This is a genomic window from Leptospira alstonii serovar Sichuan str. 79601, assembly GCF_000347175.1.
GTDB classification, from domain to species: Bacteria; Spirochaetota; Leptospiria; order Leptospirales; family Leptospiraceae; genus Leptospira; species Leptospira alstonii.
The window spans coordinates 96,398-115,585 of record NZ_ANIK01000016.1 but is presented as its reverse complement, the minus strand read 5'-3'; the positions used below and the strand labels follow the sequence as shown (position 1 = coordinate 115,585).

Below are 19,188 nucleotides of genomic sequence, written 5' to 3'. Positions count from 1 at the left end.
GAGAAATTGATTCTAATATAAACTCAAATCTTTCTTTAATTTCTTCAGACATTAACTAAATCTTTCTGAATTCGATTTAAAAAAGAAGGCTTGATTTGGCTTCTTTTCCTAACCAAATCAACATGACGTTCAAATATAGATTCTAGAAAGATCTGCAATCCTGCGACTGAATCGAAATCAGGCTCTTGCGTTTAACGGCCAAAACTTCTCGACGTTCGCGCTCCCGAAGCGCAGCGAGAAGTCGCGGTTAGGCGAAGTGCTACATCAATAAACTTTTAGTTTAATGTTCTTGCTCATTAGTTTAAAATGTTTATCCAGAGTAAAGAGCATCGCTTTATTTTGAATTACATTCTGAGCAATTATCAAATCGGAAATGCCAACTTTGTTTATCCCATTTCTAAGATTCGAGATTTGATACTCAACTATTTGTCCCCAATCGATTTCTAATGGAAATCGTTCTATAGCTTCTAAGGAAGCGGATTATCTTAGATTTTTTTCGTAATTTAAGAAAAGGAACTAATTCTGTCCGCGAGCGTTACCCGAATTCTTTTCGTATTTTTCACGTCAACGCATTACCGATTGCTTACTGACCCCAAGTTCTTTTGTCACTCCATAACACGTGTAACCTTTCTCAAGCAAACGGATTCCCTTCTGTCTTCTTTTCTCTAAATCCTTGAGTCTCTTTTGGTTTTTATCATTTCTTACATAACTATCCTTTTTTATTTCTTATTTACCGGGTACTCATTTTTATAGGGATGAGTAGGAGATAAAACACATCTAAAAGTAATCCAAGTAGATGAAACTTTAAGGATACTATTCTTTACTTAAGAAAAACTTGAGTGAGTTATCAAATAGGTACTTTTGATTTATTTCTCATAATAATAAAGATTTTTGGCTTTTCACCTAACGAAAGAATTGCCTCGAAGGTTTCGCTTGATATTAAATTAGATATCTTAACTTATATTCTCTCGGAGAAATTATTTCAATTTTCTCAAATGGATTCATTTTTAATAGATCGTTATCTCCAGTAATTATCATTTCTGAATGAGAATACTGAGCGACATGGAGAATATTATTATCATCTGGATCAGAACAGAAGTTTGGAGGTAAACCCTCTGGGATAATTATCTTTACACCGCGTCTCAAATGACTTATGATTTCGTTTAAAGAAGCTGAAGGAATTTTAAATTTCTTAATACATTTTTCTTTAAACTCTGAAATTATCCAATCAGAAAGAATTATTTCATGATTTAACCAAACGTAATCAAATACCTCAGCAGTGTAGCCATGGAACAGATAATTAGAAAGCAAAACATTAGTATCTAATACTATTTTCACGAAATATCTTTATAAATTTCTTCTTCGGATAAATATCCGGCATTCTCCGCATATTTCTTTAAGCCAGTTCGAATTTGCTTAGCATCGTTCAAATAGAGGTATTGGGTTAATGCTCGCTTAATAACTTCACTTTTAGTTAACTTTTGCTTTTTGGCATTTTTGATTAAAAGTAAATCTAGACCTTCATCAAGACTGACAGAAACTATTTTTCTCATATTTCCATTCCTATATTACAGTGTAATACAGAAATTCGCTCTGTCAATTCAATAAAGACAAAAGTTTCGATCTATACGAATTAGGCTTCCCGGCGTTCATGATTTTGGAGTGCGATAAACGCGCGAAGGAAGGGGCCTGTTGAGGATGCAATATAGGTCGACCTGCAATTTCTCCGAAGAAAGTAATTTCATACAGTTATTTCAAAGTTTTGGAATATTCATAAAAATGAAATCGAAGAACTCTTTTCTCAAACGGTATTTTTAGGTTATGAAAGCGGTTTTATCGACTTTGAAACGATTTCCATCGACGGAACAAAGATCAAAGCGAACCGAAATCGAGCAATGTAGCGAAGACCGGAGTGAGTCCGAGCTGGAAACCGCAGTTAGCCGAAGTCGCAATTTATCATTTACATTTATTATGTGCTATAAATGATAAAGTCATCAATACTTTTATCGAAAGTGTAAACTAGTGATTTTTGTTGATCATTATCAATGAGTAATAATATCTCGATAATCGTCTTAATTGAAATGTCATATAATGCTTTTTTTTGTTCAAATTCAGAACAAACTAATATTTGCGAATAATGAAGATTTTGATCTCTTAATAGAAATAGAATTTCACTATGGATTAATTTATTACAAATAAATCTAATACCGACAGCTTTAGATTTAGGATTATCCATATTATAATGTTTTTCAAAGAAAACATTGTTTAGTTTCGTAATGTATGAATCGTGATTAACCTGATAATAGTGAATAATAGTTTTAAAATCATAAATACTCTGAGTTAACTTCGTTTTGGCCTCTAACAATTTTCTTATTATAAGGAAACAAAGGACAATTCGCTTTTCCATAGTTCTAAGTGTTTTATTTGATATTCTCAGCGGTTTAAGTTTAAGTTCTTTAGCGAGAATCTTTAAATCATTTTTCCAATATTTAATCTCAATCATATTATATGCAAAACATAAGTTATTTAGATTTTTATATGGATTATATTTATTTTCGCTTATCTATTGCGATTTCGCCTAACGAAATAGGTTTCTCGACGTTCGCGTTCCCGAAGCGCTTGTGCGCGAAGGGATTGGCACGAGGTTCGAGCGAGCCTTAGTGAGCCATAACCTTACCCACAAGTACGTGGATCTCAAGATAAATCTGTCGGAATTACGACAAATCTTCTGTGAAACTTACGCCCCACCCTAATTTTGGGTGGTGGGGCGGGAGGTGGAAAGGCTCGGGAGGCTTTTCTCTATCAGAAAATCATACTTTTTGCAAGTAAAAAGCTCCATTCTTGTCGGAACACTTGAAAAATGTGCGTTTTTGATCCTTCTTATTCCAAAAACCTTCTTAACTTGTGGGTAAGGTTATGTTAGTGAGCGGCTCGCGAACCAAAGTGACAAAGCAATGTGTCGAAGACCGGAGTGAGAGTTTGCGGAGCAAATCTCGAACGCAGCGAGGAGACGAAGTTATGCGAAGGCTGCGAGTTTAATTCAGTTTGCTAATAGTTCCTTTAATTTAAAGGAAATCTCACCTGACTTATTGAGAATCATGAAATGTCCACCATTCTTTATAATTAATGCGTTTCGTATTAATCCAATAGGAAAAAGTTTATCTTTATCGCCGTGAATATGGGTAATTTTATCCGAAACTTGTCTATTGTTCCATTTTAATATTGTGCTTAGTGCCCACTTCATAAATTTTGCATTCGTTGATTTAATGAAGTCTTTCAATAATTTTTTATCTTCATCAGAATTTATTCCAAATAAATATGAAAGAATTGGAGTATAGATTTTGTAAATAAATGCAGGAACAATTTTTATAATACCTAAAATCGAAATAAACTGATAAATTTTTGGCATTTCCATTTTGCTTTTGATACTAGAAATTATTATTACTTTTTTTACTGATACAATCTTAGATAATTCAATTGCAATAATTCCTCCGAAAGAAACTCCAATGAGAATAATATCTTCTGCTTTACTAATTTGTTCAGATAGTCTTTTACAATAATTAGAAACCTCTTCGTTAGCTTGAGGATCTATCCAAGAAATGTATTTTAAATCATTTTTACCAAAATCTAGATTTTTGAATGCTCTTTCATCTGCGCCGAGGCCGCTAATTAAATATAAACGTTTCATTTATTCCTAAAATTTCCGAGAAAAAGCAATTTTACGTAACTGGCGCATAACGTGGAATTTACCTGACGTTTGGTGACGCTTGTGTCATTATTTCAATCTGTAAAGCCATTTTGCGTCACCAAATGTGCCCGAAGCGCCTGCCTGAGGAGCACAAAACAAGCGTCCCGCTTGTGCGACGAAGGCATCTTTGGCGCGTAGGGCCGAGCACGCGAGGAGCCACGGCACCGCAGCGAGCGCAGCAGGTAAATTTTGTTATGTGCCGTGATGCTATCGACGTTTCCACAGGACTGGGAGATCTGGATCCTCTGTCAAGAGACTGTCGCGAAATTCCCTGTCCTTAAGGATTTTTTCAATGATTTTCTTCAGGATTCTGTCATGCGGTACGTCGGATCCAAGCCATTCCATTATGCCGTAACTAGATCGATCAACGTGACGAAATAAGAGGGCAGAATAATGTAAATGGTCACCGCGCTCAGAGGCGGATTCCCCATAACGCGCGAAAACATAATTATTGAAATCAGGCGACTTGACCTGTGGTTTGTCAATTTCTCGCCAGAAACCGGCAATCTTGGCTGTCCGTTTTGCAATGTAAGGTCCACTTAAGTCTGCCAAGAGGCGCCTAACCTGTGCTTCGGAGTTACGAGACACAAAAATGGTCATGTAGTGGCCTGTAATTTCCGCGTAATAGTCGATCTTCGATCTGGCCAAAATTTGATCAATTTTATACACCGCTTCAGCAAGTTCATTTTTGAACCACCCCAGCAGGTGTGAAATCGAAGAGTAAGGCCCTTGCACCTCAACTTTGGTTGATTTCATATGGGTAGCACGGGTCAACAAATCAACATAGTGCGCTTTTCTTGCGCCCCCATCTTTTCCAGGAAATCGCCTACTGCCTTTACCTAAAGATCGTCCCATATGAATTCTCAAATTATGCTAGCATCATGTCGCATAACGAAAGAGTCTCCTCGACGTTGCGTCCGCAAGCGCTTAAGCGCGATGCGGTTGGCACGAGGTTCGAGCGACCTTAGTCGCGTCCCGCAAACCGAAGTGACAAAGCAATGTGTCGAAGACCGGAGTGAGAGTTTGCGGAGCAAATCTCGAACGGAGCGAGGAGACGAAGTTATGCGACGTGCAATTTATATCGATTTTTTATTCAACGAAACGCCAATTTTTAAACTCTTCGCCCTTTTGAATTTTGAATTTCTCTTTAGCTTTATTTAAAATCATATTAAATTTTTCAGATGTGCTACTAATTGCATCAACAGGGCGCAAATAATCCTTATGGCTTCCTTTAGAATTTAAGATTGGTGCCAATTCGTAAGCAGTAATTTTTTCATCCCCATCAAGCGTTTCCTGCTTTAGAGCGCTCGAACGAATTTCAAATAATGGAAGCAATATTTCGACAACTTTACGTTCACCAGTTTTAATATTTTCAATTTCAACTTTCCATTTAATTTGATGCTGGTCTTCAAATTTTAATTTTTCAGTATCTGAACTACCATTTTTCACCTTAAATTCTCGATTTGAATACGTCAAAGTCCCGTTTTGAACTAATAGTAAATCATTATAAAATATATTCGTATTGCATAATTGAATGAGATAAACTGGTACGGAAATCAAAATTAAATAATATGTTATTTTGCCCCATTTATTTTCTGGCTTTACCTTATAGTGAATTGTAATTAAATTTTCTATAAATTTAACTAAGAATCCTTTGTTTTCATCAACCCATTCAATTCGATCATCATCTGTTGACTGAATAGATGAGATATTCTGAATTGTAGAATTATGGAATATTAATGCTTCTTTTAAATCCGAAAGGCCTGATTGATAATCATTCCTAAAATCTGCGTATTTTTTATCTTTTAATAATATAGGAATACTACAAGTTTCTAATAGTATTGGTAAAATCACTACTTGATCTAAATTAATCTCGTCCAAATATTTACTTTTCCATTCAGCCTGCACCCAACCAGATTCAAGGGCCGCTTTACTTAATAGAATAAGTAAAAAATCAGATTCTTGGAGACCTTCCTGAATTTTACTCGAAATACTATCTCCAACCCTTATTTGATCTTCATCGAGCCATACTTTAAACCCAACTTTTTCCAAATCTTGCTTAAGTGTCCTTGCTACTGGTTTGTCGGTTGATTTATGAGAAATAAATATTGTGGTCATAATTTTGATTTATTAATTAATTTTAATAAAATGGCGCCTAACTATAAACCATCGAATGACGCATAAACACATAACAATAACCGAATATACAAACATCATAAAGGCGCGTTATTTCATCAATCCAAACTTAACCCGAAAACCGATGCAATAGGCAACTTCCGATAATACATATTATTGTCCCTAAGGATTATGTTCCGAATTAAGTCTCATCACTGAGTGATATAGTTTAGTGATTATTTCTAAACTATATTATGACCAATTTAAAAACTGAAACTGACAGAATTTCTAATACCGTAATATTCGATGATTCGAATATGGAATTAATACGAAGTTCTAAAATGACAGAAATAGGGGAGGGTGAAACTCCCTCCGCTGTTTCGAACCGATTCGCCCATGCCCTGCGGCCCTCAAACGAAACGATTACACCCGAAGCGTTGACTCGAATCGTAACCGGACTCACTACAGTCCTTGAACAGATTCAAACCGTCAGATATCGAATCAAAGATTTTTCTCACGTTATGCGCCAGACCCGAGAACTCGGAGCCGAAGCCGGTTGTCACGAAACAGGGATCGCCGCGCGCAAATTTACCAAAAGGGAATTAACTAATCTGATTATTCTACTCAGGGATCTTTACAGGAAATATTAAAATGGAAACGGAACTTACATTAAATGAATTGATAGAACTGAGTTATTCCGTTCGATCTAAAATGGATGAAACTCGTGAACAGATTGTCCATGTGCGGATGATTCTCGATTTCGAAGGGACTGACCAAGAAAATTTCAATAAGATACTTAAATACTATGAGCAAGAATTGTCAAGATTCGAAGCCATTGAATCTAAATTAGAAAAAATGAAAACTGTGCTATGGGATGCAAAATGAAAGTCATAAGCATTGATTCAAAACAAAAAAGAAACTGTCTCGCACTTCGTAAAGGAGGGTGTCTAATTCTTAAAAAGGACATCTTACGCTTTGAAGGCTGCTGCCTTCAGATAACACTGATAAACTATCCGAATCGTTGTTATCCAATTACGCTAACAGGAGCAAAAGGCTTTTTAAAAAATGGAACGGTATCGTGGGCATGAAAGTTCTTTCTATCGAATTCAACCACGGCCCGGTTTCCGTATATGCACACAGCTTCGAGTCCGAAGCTGTGACAATGCACGTAAAAGAATTTCTGAATACGTTTCAACAGTTTCGAAACGTAACTCACGAGTTGAGTCCAGGGATCGGACGCGTTACAATTTGTTCGACGAATTCCGAATATTTCGATTCCCAGATCGGGACGTTATTTCTCCATTTTTCAAACGGACGAGACTCCATCGATCAGGATGTAGTTATTTCGTCCCTCCAAAACCCGGAAAAGAAAATCGCAATTGCTCGAATTATAAACGCAATCGGGAATCTAATCCGATTAAATAAACCGGAGTTCGTATCAGCATGAAGTATTATAGATTTTTAATATGTTTATTCGGTGGAATGTCCCTTGGATTTTTGTTTTCGTTTTGGATAGAAACGCTGAATCCAAACCCGCATGAGGGCACGTTGCTGTTTGAATCCTTTGCGTGGTATATGTCTTTTTTTTTCGTTGGAATATTCGGATTTTTGATAGGGAGGGGCAAGGGATGAATGATAGTGACCTTGCTTTTTATTGCAGGTCTCTACGACCATATCCGTTCCGAACTTTAAAAAAAATCATTCGTGGAGAATGGGGAATGCGAGTGATTTTCAAATGAAAGAATTCGTAGACGAACTAAACAAAACGTTGCGAGCAAAAGGGCTACCGGAAGTTAAATCGGGTAGTCAAACGCAACTAAAGACTTGCTCGGGTTGCGGACGCCCCGCGACGGTTTTGTATCAACTGAATCGCTGTCGGATCTGTATAACGACGGGATACAGAAACCGGTTTTTGCCTCCTGGGAAGATTAAATTTTTTTAATATACAATGTGACATAATGGAGAATGCAAATGCTGATAATAATTTTTACGGGCCTTTCTGTATGCGCGTTAGTCACTTTAGGATATTTTTTTGGGGAACGAAAATATAAAATAAACAGAATTTCTGAATATTATAAAACACCTCTAACGTCACAACGGCTTCCGAATTGTTACTTTTATTTGCAGGACGTGGCAAATACTAAAAACGAAATTCTGGAGAAGTTCAAGTTTAGTGGCTCCGGGGATCGGAGAGAGAAGCTTCAAGTTTTTCTTGAGTCACTTAAGTTTCACGATCAGGTCCTTGACGGCATTTTTCAGGATACGTTTGGTTCGGCGGATCACTATAATATCAGTAGGAAGTTTTGTATTTTAATCGACGAGGTTGAATTAACAATTCGTATATTAGAAAAAGAGGAAGAAATGGAACTGTTTTTAGTTATAACCGGCGGCACATTGACCGCCTTCGGCCTGTTCTATCTCGATCACGTAGCGAACGTAAGAGCAAACAAACTGTGAGCTATTTGGACGAAATCATAGAAGAGGAATTAAACAAATTCCTCGGTGCGGTTCAAAACAAATTTCAAAGAGAATTTGAAAAGGGAATCAGAAAGATTTCTTCGGAAATGCAAATGTATATAACGCAAGAAAAGCATAATAAAACTGGAATATTACAATTTATACAATGCCAGCACTGTAAATGCCACTATTCGGAAAATGAAACGCATAGCTGCAATATTAGGGGAAAAATAAATGCCTAAAACATTACGGACCACTGATTTCGTAGAACGGGTAAAAGATTTAACTCGTAGAGGATACGACAAAACGGAAATAGCCAGACGTCTCGCAAACGAGGATGGTAAGGAAAAACCGTATTCGCATAAGTTAATAAGTTCGTGCATTGAGGAAGGGCCTCTAAAGGCAATTCAATGATCGATCTCAATACAGCAAAACGTCTACTAAATGGCGTAGGTATGAAGTCTGCACCTGGCACGAATTACAAGGTTAGATTTGAGGATACAAAAAGTGGGAGCTATTTTATTTCCCAAAAGTTGTCCATACCTAAGGATCTTCCGACCGGAAAAAACTATAAGGCGATTGTATTGGAACGAGTAGGAGAAGGGGAAGAAACGGAAGTTTCCAGTTTCGATTTCTATATCCCCGAAAAGGAAACTCTTAAATCAAATTCCATCATAGAGCCGGAAACTCCTGTAACGCACACGACCGGGGACGTAAATTTAGCTCTTCTGCTACAACTGAGAGACCAGGATCGAATAGCACACGAAAACGAACGACAGCTCTGGGAAACAAAATTGGAATCTGTCCGTTCGTTATACGAAGCGGAAATCAAAAGGCTCAATGAATCCCGTGTGGCCGAAATCGACAGAATCAATAAAGATTGGGAATACAAGTTAGAAATCACAAAAAACAATCAAGTTTTGTTAGAAGCGGAACGGACGAAACTTACGAAAGCGATTGAATCCAGGATCAAAGGCGAATTGAAAAACGGAAATACGTCTGAAGGTTTCGATCTTACCAAAGCTCTCGAAAACCCACTCGTGCTATCCATACTCGGAAAGACTCTCGGGTTAGAAGTTCCGAATATACCGACCGGCAACGGTGGCGGGATTGATGTAGCTCAAATCATGCAGCTCGCGTCTGGTTTTATTAACCAAACTCCAGCCGGCGGCCAAAAAAACAGCATTATGGAAATATTAAATCGAGGTAAATAAATGGAAGAAAGGATTAAAAAATTGGAATATAGCAATTCTCTGTTGATTGCGATTTTGGAAACATTGTATCCTTTGTTTTCAAAATATTTGTCAATGGAGCAACAGGAACAAATTAACCGAGCGTTACGCGAGGCAAAAGGGGAATAACATGAATAACGAGATAGAATCGGTAACGATTGTGTTAAAAGATCGAACGGTAATTGTCCTGGATGTTGCATCCATGAGAATCATTAGTCCGGGTATGGTGGAAAAAATCCAAACTGCAATTGAAAACTCTGGAGTGGATAAGACGACGATTCAGGATAACATTCCGAGTGGCTAACGCGTATTATTACGATCCACGGAATACACGCCCGCGACGTTTACGGTATACGCCCAAAAACGACGGACGGGACTGGCAGCGGGAATTGTATTCCGTGTTTTGTTGCACGTTAGTTCCACCGGAGGAGTATCGCCCCGAATGGAAGGAGATACGAAAAAAATCGGACTGCCTGGAGCGGGAGCCCTGTAAATCCCACGGCGGTAGCCGTGAAACTTTCAATAAAACGAATATAACAAAAGGAGAAACAAATGTCAGAAACAACGGAAAAAACGAGAATCCAAAAGGTCACGGAAATGGAAGCGGTAAAATACGAAATTTACATTTCACGAACGGACAGGACGCCGGTCCTGTTCTATTTGGAGGAGAGTGATTTTTTATCTCTCTTAGACGCAATGAAAGAGGTGAAGCCAAATGAGTAAACTTGGATATATGGAAGAGAAGGTAGACAAGAATAACAAACCGTTTTTTAATTTAGAAATTAATCTTCCGTTTTGTATAAAACAAGAGTTTTATGTTTCGGAAAATTCACAAAAAAATTCGCCGGACTCGAAAAGCTCCGCACCCGACTACCTTGTTTACTACGCAACTCATCGGGTTGGAGCCATTTGGAAAAAAATCTCTCAAAATGGTTCTAAGGAATTTCTATCCGCAGAAATCGTTGCACCATCCTTTCCGGAAGGCAAGTTAAAATTTGTTCTGTTTCCGGACAGGGAGATACAAAAAAGATTCAACGTAGTGTTTTCGAACAACGAAAAACGGAACGAAGTGTCGGAAGAGGTTCCATACTGATGGAAATGGGCTTTATTTTATGGCTGGGAAGCTAAGGGAATAAGGCAACACACAGGCAGACCGGGGGACAATTCCGTCCTCCGGTTTTTTTTGTGCCCGGATTTTCCGGGGTGGGGGGGGCGAGTAACTACCCCCCTGCTGGTGATATGGAAATTAAATAATCTATCTAAAAGGTATGCTGGTGATATGGATTCATTTGACGATTATCGTTTTCCTGAATTTTCCGTTTTTGTTCCGGACGAATTAAAACTTCCGTTTGTGGATTGGTTGGCGTTTTCAATCGAATATTCGGATGCGTCTTGGAGTTGGCTTAAAAAAGTTTTTGGGGAATTACGAATTGAGGAAAAAGGGACTGTGACGGGACACACTCATCAATTTAGAGGTGCGGGGGATGTATTCGGCGCCTTTTCCCCGGAAAGAAGAAATCAAAAAATTCACATACAATTATCCTCAAAAGCTTTGTTTAATTTTAAATATTCTGAATATACTCTTACGGATTTGATCAGAGAAGCGATCGGGTTAAAAGGCAAATTTACGAGGATCGATTTAGCGTTGGATGATTACGAGGGACATTTGAACCTTCCTTTAATCTATGAAAAGTTGGAACGAAAGGAAACCTCGACAAGATTTCGAGGTTATTCTGAATATGAATCTCCGGTTGATCGAATTAAGTCCGGTTCTCTATTTTTAGATCCAAAACTTGGAAAACTTGGGCATACGATTTATATAGGCGCATTTCGAAAAAGTAACTGCTTTGTTCGGGTTTACGACAAGAGGCTTCAAGTAGGATCGGAATGTGTCTGGCCGATTTGGAATCGATTAGAATTTCAATTAAACCACAAGGCGGCGGATCAATATTGCAATCCGACTTGGAACGTAAATCCGGAAACGGGAGAAATTACAGATTCAAAACATGGATTTCCAGATCCACGACGGGCGACGTTTGAGGACAGGAGTTTTCCGAAAACCGCGTTTTATTATTTGAAGTTTTTAGAACCGGCATACACGCAAAAACAAGATAGTTCAGGATTTGATTATATAGAGGAAATCCATAAACGGTATTGGCCGGTTTGCAGTTGGTGGACTAAGTTTTTGAATACTTGCGAAGGACAGGGAATAGGATTACCAAAGCATGAAACCGGTCTTCAAAATATTGACGACTGGTTGAATGAACAGGTTTCAGGAGCGATTTATCTAATGTCAAAGTTATACGGTGGAGAAAATTATTTTGATAAGCTACAAAAAAAGGGGGAACCAAAGTTTGAGCGTAACAAAAAATACCAGAACCTGGTGAAAGAATTTGAGGAAAAACAGAAAGTACGGATTGATGAAGTTCCGTTTTAAGAAAATGGAACAGGTAAACTTTCCCTATGTTTAACCTGTCATTCACCTATCGTTAAACTAAGTTTGCCTGTCGTTATCCTATTGTTATCCTATGATTAACCTAAAACACAAAAAAGGAATAAAAAATGAGTAGAATTCAACGCGTATATGTGGATACTTCTGTGTATGGCGGCTATTTCGACAAAGAGTTTGCTGAATGGACGGAAACGTTTTTTGAGGAAGTGGATCAGGGGAAATTTAAATTAGTCGTTTCTCCCTTAGTGACATGGGAACTTCGAAACAGTCCGACTTGGGTCCGTGAATTTTATTCCCGTTATTATCCGGAATCCGAAGCTCTTAGAATTACAAAAGAAACGATGACATTAGGTGATACGTATTTGTTGAATAAAGTTGTAGGAGAATCCAGCAGACGGGATTGTATTCACATAGCGTGTGCCACGATTGCAAAAGTGGACGTTTTGATAAGTTGGAATTTTAAGCACATAGTTCGTTTGGATAGAATTAAAGGATATAACTTAGTGAATGAAAAGTTAGGTTATTCAACGTTAGAAATCAGAAACCCGATGGAGATTTTATATCATGATTAAGAGAAAGGGGATCGTTCAAAAAATGATCAATGAACGGGAAAAGATGAATGAAGAAGTGGCCGATATGACCGAGGATGAATTTTCTCAATATATCGATAATATTCAAAATCAATACGACGCTGGAAAATTATTCGTGAAACCTCCGAAGGAAAAAGTGTTAAAGAGAAGACTATCCAAAGCCTAAAAAAATCCCTTGTACTTTTTCTAAAAGTGTGCCATTCTTTTCTGGATGGACACACTCAAAGAAACAATTTCAAAACTTTCTCTCTCCGACAGGGAGCGATTCGAAAAGATAAAATCACTCTCTCTTAAACGTCCTGATATTTTCAAAAATATAAAACCGACTCTGACAAAACTTGATTCTTACGAAGACACAGTTTCGGAAGTATTTCGGATGGCTTTCCAGTATCCGGAGGATTTAGGGGAATATAAAGACAAGAGCATATTCGAATTGTATAATTTTGTGAGACTCTTGCCGTATTACGCGGACCCCGTGGGTCTTGAAACAGTCAGTCGTTTTAAATATACGAAAGATCCTCGGTTCCCGATTCGGGATTGTGACGACAAAACGATTCCGATATTGGCAAAAGCGATTATTGAGAAAATCCCTTGCCGTGCGGTTGTGTGTGGAAAGTTCGATCGGCCTCACCATATCTATCCCGAAATCCAATTAAACGGACACTGGATACCGGTTGACGCGACGTATCCGGAGCGTTCCGTCTTCGGACAAAAACTTTACGGAGAAAAGTTTCGAAAGGAATACTATCTCAGTGATTTTCAAAAAAAATTCTAAAAAATTAACCTGTCGTTAACCTATCATTAACCTATAACCCCGTTATAGAAATTTCCCACTTTTACTTTTTTTCCGATTCGGTTATTCTGTTTTTAGATGAGCAGCCGACTTACACTCGAAGGCGACGAGACGCTACCGGAAGATTTCCGTATTACGAAAGTCTACGGAAAATATATTCCAAAAACGGAATTAAACGGAGAACTTTCCGGAGATTTTTACGTAGAACGAATTGACGGATACTCTCCTCAGATAGCGCAACTCAACGGACTCGACGACGCCAAACACTCTGAATTTTTCGGCAGTCTGGTCCACGACGACGCGATCCCGATCACGTTATCCGGCGCCGAACTCGGGGCGTGGGGCGCGCTCTTCAAAGCCCTTAAATTCAAATCTCCCAGAATGCCGGTAATGAGAGGGTTCAAACTCAATACTCGCGGCCTGAGTCGCGGCCTTGGAAACGCTACAAAAAGTATGGGCAAGGTTGGCAAAGAAATTGGGAAGGGTGCCAAGAATTACATTAAGGCCCATCAAAAGGCATTCAAGGATATAGGGAAAGGTCTCGGAAAGGGTTTGAAAGGTGCCGGAAAATTGGTCGGTCAAATTGCAGAAGGCGGAATGGGCCTTCTGCAATCGATGGGTCAGGGTCAAGGCGAACAACCGGACGAAGAACCTCAAGACGAGCAGTTAGACGAAACACAAAATAATTTTGAAGATCCCGGCACTTTCGAGGAAACAGAAAACTATTCGGAAGAACCGGAAGAAATTCCAACGGATGAATCAATGGAAGAAGTAAACGGGGAACTCGGATTTTTACCCCAAGCGATGATGGCCGCGGGAACGGCGGGTCAGATTTTCAACTCGATCAATAGTATGCAACAATCTAACGCGGCGGCAAAACACGCGCGTTCTATGGACAAACTCAACGCATTTTCATCGATCTTGCGGCCACAACCGAAGGCCGTCGCCAAGAAGCCAGCGGCCAAAAAAGCGGTTTCTAACTCTTCTTTTTCTAATCCGAAGCTGGCACAAACTCCGGAAGGCGGTTTAAAACTCAGTTATTCGAATCGTAACTTGGATAACGCACCCGATTCCGGTGGTGGTTCCGGTGAAGATAAGGATAAGAAAAACCTAATGTATATCGGGGCGATCGCCGCTCTCGGACTCGTAATTTATATGAACAAAGGACGTAAATAAAATGGGATTAAAAAAACCTAAAAAACTAAAACTTCCGAAAAAACCAAAACGAGGTTCTTCTCCCGAGGTTAAACAACGTTATCTCGATCGGGTTGCCGACGTTGAAAAACAAAACAAAACGAAACTTTCCAATTACGAGAGTCGCAAGAAAAAGGACAACGAACTGAACCGTAAAATCTACGGATAGAAGTCGCTAAAACAAAATCCAGGAAAAACAAAATGGCAATTAATTTACAAAAAGAATTTGATAAAAAGACCTTTATCGGGATAGCGATCGGGGTTGCAACACTCGCGGGTTCGTATCTCGCTCAAAATTTCGTTCCGGATTCTCTGGACACAAAAAAGAAACTCAGGCCCATTGCCGTTCCGATTTTGGTTGCGGTTATCGCGGCAATTGCAATCAAACAAAAGGAATACAAACCTTTCGCAATCCTCGGGTCCGCAATTATGCTAATATTCGGAATCTTGAAATCTCTCGATGAAGAAAAGTCGGAAGACAAAAAAATCCTGAAAAAAATCTTCGGGGTCTCTTTAGCCGGTGACAGACAAGAATTAGAATTTCAGAATATGAGCGAACTCAAAGGGTTCGTAGACGCGGCCACTCAAGTGGACGGAGACGGATACTACGAAATTGCAGCTCCTACAAACAGAGAAGTTTATGGAGACGAGAACGAAATTCACGGTGAAGAAGTTCTTCTCGGAGACGAAGTTCTTCTCGGAGACGACGAAATCCACGGCGAAGAGGTCTTGTATGGAGACGAAGTTCTTCTCTAAACACGAAACCATTTTTTAAATTTTTAAGGAAAAAAACATGTCACGCAGAACTCACGGCAAATCAGCCACAGTAAAAAATCCAGACGGAACCACATCCCGAGTCAGAAAGCCAGGATCCGAGTTTTATTACAAAACTCTATTTTCCGGAACCAAGATCGATTCGTTAAAAAGATCCTATTCGTTTTTTAGAAACCTTCCCGGTGAAATTAAAAACTACGAAGGCGGAACGAACCCCCTTCCGAATAATTTCGGTAAGGTCGCGCTTCTCTATTTCGGAATCACCGGCCCGGACTTTGGCGCGATTTCGATCAACGAAGCGACGGTAGGAATTGCGGACGTAATCGAACGTATTAGAAATTCTGCAAGCGTTACCCTAAAAACCGGCGGGGACGTAAACCACATCGAGGCTCTTAGAAATATCCTGGAACCCCTCCCGTTTCTTTTTAGAACCACAGACGTAGGAACCGCATCAAACACGGTTCGTCCTGCAATTCAAGCCGTATCACGGAAAACACATTCGGCGTGGATCAAACGAAGTGACGCGCTTGTGGTTCCGTTTGAATCTCCGTTGCCTGTAAAAACAAGCGAGTCTTTGGAATTGGAATTAACGATTGCCGACGGTGTGACCATTCCGAATTACGCGGACGGTCACTACCTCGTGGCGTATCTCGGGGTTGAGGCGTTTTTCTCGAACGGTAAGGCTGAGAGATAAGGAACGACTAACGTGAATGAGATAGTTCAAAAAAGGCCGGTAGCAAAACCTACCGGTGTTATCAGACATTTCAGACAAAAATACGATATCGTGTTGTCCAGCGAGTCGTCCGCATTGTCCGCAAGTAGCTCGTCTCAGAAGGTCCTTTCGATCAAAAACGATCGTTCTCGTTCGATTCGAGTTACCGCGATCGCTCTCGTTTACAAAGCGGGCCTGGAAGACGCGTTAATTGAAATCAAACGGTCCGGTTCCAACGGGGAGATTGTTACCGGTCAAACTCAAATTTCAGTAATCGGTCGAGACCGGGCAAAGGACAGGACGGCCGATTTCCCTGTAGAGTTTGTGTTAGGGGATACCCTCGAAATTGAGCTCTGGGTGAAAACGAAAACGGTTCCGTTAAACGCGGGTGACGTCTGTTTGTCTGTTCTTGGGGAATACGTTTAACGCGTGTTATGGCAACAGAGGTTTTATTTTCAAAAAAGCTGGCGTTTAGCGCGGAAAATATTTTAAACCCGCAAACAAACGACGTTCTGTTTGAAACCTCTGTCCCTAAGTCCGCGTATAACCTACCGGGCCACCTGGAATTTACGGTTGTTGCTATAAAGCTCAAACCCACTCAGAAACAAAAAATTAAATCGATTCTCTGGACGTTATCCCAGAACTATTCGTATGTTCGTAAAAGCTATATTCCGGTTCAGTGGCTGAATTTTTTCGGAACGTCCGACCCAACTTTGTTCGGAATTCTAAAGAATTTTTCGGACTCTGAAATTCTTTCTTCTTCCGTTACGCTGGACGGTGTTTCGGTTCCAAACCTGACAATCGCAAAAACTTTATCTTTCAAAACGGAAAACTCGGACAAGATCGCCTCGAACCGTTTGAGATGTTCAAGTTTTGGGCCGAATTATGATTTCCTTTTTGCTCCCCGAAACAATAGCATCAAAAGCATTTTCGATAATATCGAACCGTTTTTTTCGGTCTCTATGATCGATTCTCTCGACTCTCAGATCAAAATTCCGATCCCGAGACAATATGAGTATTTATTAATATTTCCGTATGCTTCTTCTCCGACTCCGGTTTCAAAGAGTCAGACTAAGAGTAATATTTCGATTTCGTCTCTTTTAAACTTAGTGATCGAGGAAGATTAGGTGGGCTGGATCGAGATCGAAACAGACCGTTTCGAAAACGGTTCCGGTTGGATCATAGAACGGGACCCGATTTTCGGTTGGATAATATACAATGAAGAAATCGAGGACGAATTTCCGGATACGTTTTTGGTGCTCGCGGATCTGTTTACAAATCCGGCGTTGTCCGTTATCACTCTCGATCCTACTACTGGAAAAATCCCAATTCAGTATATTCCGGCTCTTGCAATTAGCGACACGTTTACGGTGAATAGTCAGGCTGGGATGTTATCGTTAAACGCACAACGCGGAGACATTGCAATTCGAATCGATATTCCAGGTCCCGGATCTTTTATCCTGGCCGGTGACGATCCTACATTTTTACCGAACTGGATTCCTTTGACGATAAAGTTTCCCGATTGGAGCAGCATTCAAAATAGACCCGTGGCATTTCCGCCTGGGGTTCACGATCACGATTCCCGTTATTATACAAAATCCGAATCCGATTCGGCTCTATTACAAAAACGAAATATCGGTCCGATTCCCGCGACGGAAGTTTCCGAGGACGCAACACATCGTTTTTTTACGGACGCGGAAAGGGCGAAGTTGAATTCTCCACTGCCTCCAGTCGGTTGGAGTGACGTTCAAAATAAACCTCCTGTATTTCCTCCGGAGAATCACAATCACAATTCCAGTTATTATACCAAATCGGAATCCGATTCGGCCTTATTACAAAAACGGAATGTCGGTCCGATTCCCGCGACGGAAATACTTGAGGACGCGACACATCGGTTTTTTACGGACGCGGAAAGGGCGGCCTTGAATGCCGCCGCCGGTGGTGGTTTTCAGGTTCCGCTCGGTGGTATTTTAGAGGACGGCCTCGATCAGTTACCCTCTTCTAATTTCAAAGAAACGAACGGTCAGGCGATTTCGCGGGTGATCTTTTCAACTCTGTGGAATTTGGTCCATCGAACCGTTACCAGTATTGTGGCGGCCACAGACAGAATCAATTCGCCCGCCCACGGTCTGTCGGAAGGACAATATATTAAGTTTTCGTTTTCAGGCGGTGGAATTACCGCATTAACAAATTATTATGTTCGCAACCCTACCGTGAACGATTTTCAAATCTCTTCCAGCCCTACCGGCGGGGTGATTAATCTTACGTCCTCTCAGTCGGGGGATTTGATTACAAATGTGGAATACGATTTCGGAAACGGATCGACTACGTTTAACGTTCCGGATCGTAGAGGGATTTTCCCTCGGGGTGCAGGTCTTCACGGAAGCAGGGCTAAAACTTCCGGCGGAAACTACGACGGTGGGCCGGTTGGGGCCGCCGGACAAGATCGGCAAATTCCCCATATCCATCAGCAGCACGCGGGGGATATCGCCGGTGGAAGTTATGGATCGGGGGGACGTTATGCGGATTCCGGCGGGGCGAACGTCGGCACAACATTATACACGGGTTCGCCCGTGTCGGACGGAACCGGAAATCCGAGAAATGGCAACGAGGTGGCTCCGGCGTGGACCGCGGTTAGATACAAAATTAGGGTGTTATAACATTATGAATCTTTCAAACAACTTTACTTTAAAACAACTTACCGTTACAGAGACGGGATTGGCCAACGTCCCCGACGAACGTTCTATCGAATCGTTAAAACGACTTTGTGAGACGATCCTTGAACCGCTTTACGAAAACGTAAAACTTACGATTTCAATCTCTTCGGGTTTTCGTTCTCCTGTCGTGAATCGTAAAGTCAAAGGCTCGGTTACCAGCCAGCATATGCGCGGGGAAGCGGTTGACTTCGGGATCAAGGGAATGAGCAAAACAGAAATCTGTAAAAAGATTTTAGAACTGGATCTTCCTTTTCACCAACTCATCAACGAAGGGACTATTTCCGGCGCGACCTGGGTTCACGTTTCGATCGCTCCGGATGGTGTGAAGCCTAAGAAAGAATTTTTAAACGCGAATGGATTTTCAGGAAAAATGAAATACCAGAGAGTTTCAATAGGGTAACATC

28 protein-coding genes and 1 pseudogene are annotated in these 19,188 nt (G+C 40.3%); 23 read left to right on the top strand and 6 right to left on the bottom strand.

Translation table 11 applies throughout. The features are described from left to right. Positions 1-939: 939 nt before the first annotated feature. Both LEP1GSC194_RS04155 and LEP1GSC194_RS04150 read right to left on the bottom strand, forming a co-directional pair. The gene (locus LEP1GSC194_RS04155; RefSeq protein ID WP_017808752.1) at positions 940-1,338 is read right to left on the bottom strand and encodes a putative toxin-antitoxin system toxin component, PIN family; all 399 of its coding nucleotides are present in this window, start codon (positions 1,336-1,338) and stop codon (positions 940-942) included. Further along, positions 1,335-1,553, bottom strand: coding sequence for a ribbon-helix-helix protein, CopG family (locus LEP1GSC194_RS04150; RefSeq protein ID WP_017808751.1), 219 nt, complete (start codon positions 1,551-1,553; stop codon positions 1,335-1,337). The genes LEP1GSC194_RS04155 and LEP1GSC194_RS04150 overlap by 4 nt, the downstream gene beginning before the upstream one ends. Positions 1,554-1,742: 189 nt before the next feature. Here LEP1GSC194_RS04150 and LEP1GSC194_RS22885 point away from each other — a divergent pair. Then, positions 1,743-1,889: pseudogene (locus LEP1GSC194_RS22885) on the top strand (transposase); the annotation flags it as partial. 80 nt (positions 1,890-1,969) lie between these two features. On the opposite strand, the gene LEP1GSC194_RS04145 reads toward LEP1GSC194_RS22885, so the two are convergent. From LEP1GSC194_RS04145 to LEP1GSC194_RS20785, 4 genes are all read right to left on the bottom strand, one after another. Beyond that, complete coding sequence (locus LEP1GSC194_RS04145) at positions 1,970-2,503, bottom strand: hypothetical protein (RefSeq protein WP_017808750.1); 534 nt, start codon at positions 2,501-2,503, stop codon at positions 1,970-1,972. Positions 2,504-3,040: 537 nt separating this feature from the next. Continuing rightward, positions 3,041-3,688, bottom strand: coding sequence for a YqiA/YcfP family alpha/beta fold hydrolase (locus LEP1GSC194_RS04140; protein WP_020772453.1), 648 nt, complete (start codon positions 3,686-3,688; stop codon positions 3,041-3,043). A gap of 267 nt (positions 3,689-3,955) precedes the next feature. Further along, the gene (locus tag LEP1GSC194_RS04135; protein WP_017808749.1) at positions 3,956-4,603 is read right to left on the bottom strand and encodes a hypothetical protein; all 648 of its coding nucleotides are present in this window, start codon (positions 4,601-4,603) and stop codon (positions 3,956-3,958) included. Between the two features lie 234 nt (positions 4,604-4,837). Beyond that, the gene (locus LEP1GSC194_RS20785) at positions 4,838-5,866 is read right to left on the bottom strand and encodes a toll/interleukin-1 receptor domain-containing protein (protein WP_020772431.1); all 1,029 of its coding nucleotides are present in this window, start codon (positions 5,864-5,866) and stop codon (positions 4,838-4,840) included. Positions 5,867-6,117: 251 nt separating this feature from the next. Between LEP1GSC194_RS20785 and LEP1GSC194_RS04125 the strand changes: the two genes are divergently transcribed. The 22 genes from LEP1GSC194_RS04125 (at position 6,118) to LEP1GSC194_RS04025 (ending at position 19,184) form a co-directional block, all read left to right on the top strand. Beyond that, a complete protein-coding gene (locus LEP1GSC194_RS04125; protein WP_081605034.1) occupies positions 6,118-6,513 on the top strand; it encodes a hypothetical protein in 396 nt (131 codons plus the stop codon). A gap of 1 nt (position 6,514) precedes the next feature. Then, entirely contained in the window at positions 6,515-6,748 is a 234-nt protein-coding gene (locus LEP1GSC194_RS04120; RefSeq protein WP_020772397.1) for a hypothetical protein, read from the top strand. A 199-nt stretch (positions 6,749-6,947) separates the two neighbouring features. Beyond that, positions 6,948-7,310: a hypothetical protein gene (locus LEP1GSC194_RS04115; protein WP_036041393.1), complete on the top strand. Its 363-nt coding sequence runs from the start codon at positions 6,948-6,950 to the stop codon at positions 7,308-7,310. Continuing rightward, positions 7,307-7,495, top strand: coding sequence for a hypothetical protein (locus LEP1GSC194_RS22880; RefSeq protein WP_081605032.1), 189 nt, complete (start codon positions 7,307-7,309; stop codon positions 7,493-7,495). The genes LEP1GSC194_RS04115 and LEP1GSC194_RS22880 overlap by 4 nt, the downstream gene beginning before the upstream one ends. 103 nt (positions 7,496-7,598) lie before the next feature. Beyond that, on the top strand, positions 7,599-7,805 hold the full coding sequence (locus tag LEP1GSC194_RS22875) for a hypothetical protein (protein WP_081605031.1): 207 nt from the start codon (positions 7,599-7,601) through the stop codon (positions 7,803-7,805). 29 nt (positions 7,806-7,834) lie between these two features. Continuing rightward, complete coding sequence (locus tag LEP1GSC194_RS04105) at positions 7,835-8,320, top strand: hypothetical protein (protein WP_020772449.1); 486 nt, start codon at positions 7,835-7,837, stop codon at positions 8,318-8,320. 410 nt (positions 8,321-8,730) lie between these two features. Further along, positions 8,731-9,534, top strand: coding sequence for a hypothetical protein (locus tag LEP1GSC194_RS04090; protein WP_036041313.1), 804 nt, complete (start codon positions 8,731-8,733; stop codon positions 9,532-9,534). Positions 9,535-9,682: 148 nt separating this feature from the next. After that, a complete protein-coding gene (locus LEP1GSC194_RS22530) occupies positions 9,683-9,856 on the top strand; it encodes a hypothetical protein (RefSeq protein WP_020772446.1) in 174 nt (57 codons plus the stop codon). 248 nt (positions 9,857-10,104) lie between these two features. Continuing rightward, positions 10,105-10,275 (top strand): hypothetical protein, encoded by a 171-nt coding sequence (locus LEP1GSC194_RS22145; protein WP_020772507.1) that lies wholly within the window; start codon positions 10,105-10,107, stop codon positions 10,273-10,275. Continuing rightward, positions 10,268-10,645 carry a DUF736 family protein gene (locus tag LEP1GSC194_RS04085; RefSeq protein ID WP_020772468.1) on the top strand — a complete coding sequence of 126 codons (378 nt, stop codon included), beginning with the start codon at positions 10,268-10,270 and terminating at the stop codon, positions 10,643-10,645. The genes LEP1GSC194_RS22145 and LEP1GSC194_RS04085 overlap by 8 nt, the downstream gene beginning before the upstream one ends. Before the next feature lie 186 nt (positions 10,646-10,831). Further along, positions 10,832-11,989 (top strand): replication initiation factor domain-containing protein, encoded by a 1,158-nt coding sequence (locus LEP1GSC194_RS04080; RefSeq protein WP_020772432.1) that lies wholly within the window; start codon positions 10,832-10,834, stop codon positions 11,987-11,989. Positions 11,990-12,114: 125 nt separating this feature from the next. Beyond that, a complete protein-coding gene (locus tag LEP1GSC194_RS04075; protein ID WP_021064743.1) occupies positions 12,115-12,576 on the top strand; it encodes a PIN domain-containing protein in 462 nt (153 codons plus the stop codon). Continuing rightward, a complete protein-coding gene (locus LEP1GSC194_RS04070) occupies positions 12,569-12,760 on the top strand; it encodes a hypothetical protein (RefSeq protein WP_020772384.1) in 192 nt (63 codons plus the stop codon). Before LEP1GSC194_RS04075 ends, LEP1GSC194_RS04070 begins: the two co-directional genes overlap by 8 nt. 45 nt (positions 12,761-12,805) lie before the next feature. Next, entirely contained in the window at positions 12,806-13,369 is a 564-nt protein-coding gene (locus tag LEP1GSC194_RS04065; RefSeq protein WP_020772345.1) for a hypothetical protein, read from the top strand. A 96-nt stretch (positions 13,370-13,465) separates the two neighbouring features. Then, positions 13,466-14,563, top strand: coding sequence for a hypothetical protein (locus LEP1GSC194_RS04060; protein WP_020772518.1), 1,098 nt, complete (start codon positions 13,466-13,468; stop codon positions 14,561-14,563). A 1-nt stretch (position 14,564) separates the two neighbouring features. Next, positions 14,565-14,750 (top strand): hypothetical protein, encoded by a 186-nt coding sequence (locus tag LEP1GSC194_RS04055; protein ID WP_020772429.1) that lies wholly within the window; start codon positions 14,565-14,567, stop codon positions 14,748-14,750. Positions 14,751-14,782: 32 nt separating this feature from the next. Then, a complete protein-coding gene (locus LEP1GSC194_RS04050; protein ID WP_020772422.1) occupies positions 14,783-15,337 on the top strand; it encodes a hypothetical protein in 555 nt (184 codons plus the stop codon). 37 nt (positions 15,338-15,374) lie between these two features. After that, a complete protein-coding gene (locus tag LEP1GSC194_RS04045; RefSeq protein ID WP_020772519.1) occupies positions 15,375-16,049 on the top strand; it encodes a hypothetical protein in 675 nt (224 codons plus the stop codon). Positions 16,050-16,061: 12 nt separating this feature from the next. After that, complete coding sequence (locus tag LEP1GSC194_RS04040; RefSeq protein WP_020772495.1) at positions 16,062-16,493, top strand: hypothetical protein; 432 nt, start codon at positions 16,062-16,064, stop codon at positions 16,491-16,493. An 8-nt stretch (positions 16,494-16,501) separates the two neighbouring features. After that, entirely contained in the window at positions 16,502-17,194 is a 693-nt protein-coding gene (locus tag LEP1GSC194_RS04035; protein ID WP_020772373.1) for a hypothetical protein, read from the top strand. After that, the gene (locus LEP1GSC194_RS04030; protein ID WP_020772415.1) at positions 17,195-18,727 is read left to right on the top strand and encodes a hypothetical protein; all 1,533 of its coding nucleotides are present in this window, start codon (positions 17,195-17,197) and stop codon (positions 18,725-18,727) included. It abuts the gene before it with no gap. Between the two features lie 4 nt (positions 18,728-18,731). After that, entirely contained in the window at positions 18,732-19,184 is a 453-nt protein-coding gene (locus LEP1GSC194_RS04025) for a D-Ala-D-Ala carboxypeptidase family metallohydrolase (protein ID WP_020772477.1), read from the top strand. The last annotated feature ends 4 nt before the right edge of the window (positions 19,185-19,188 follow it).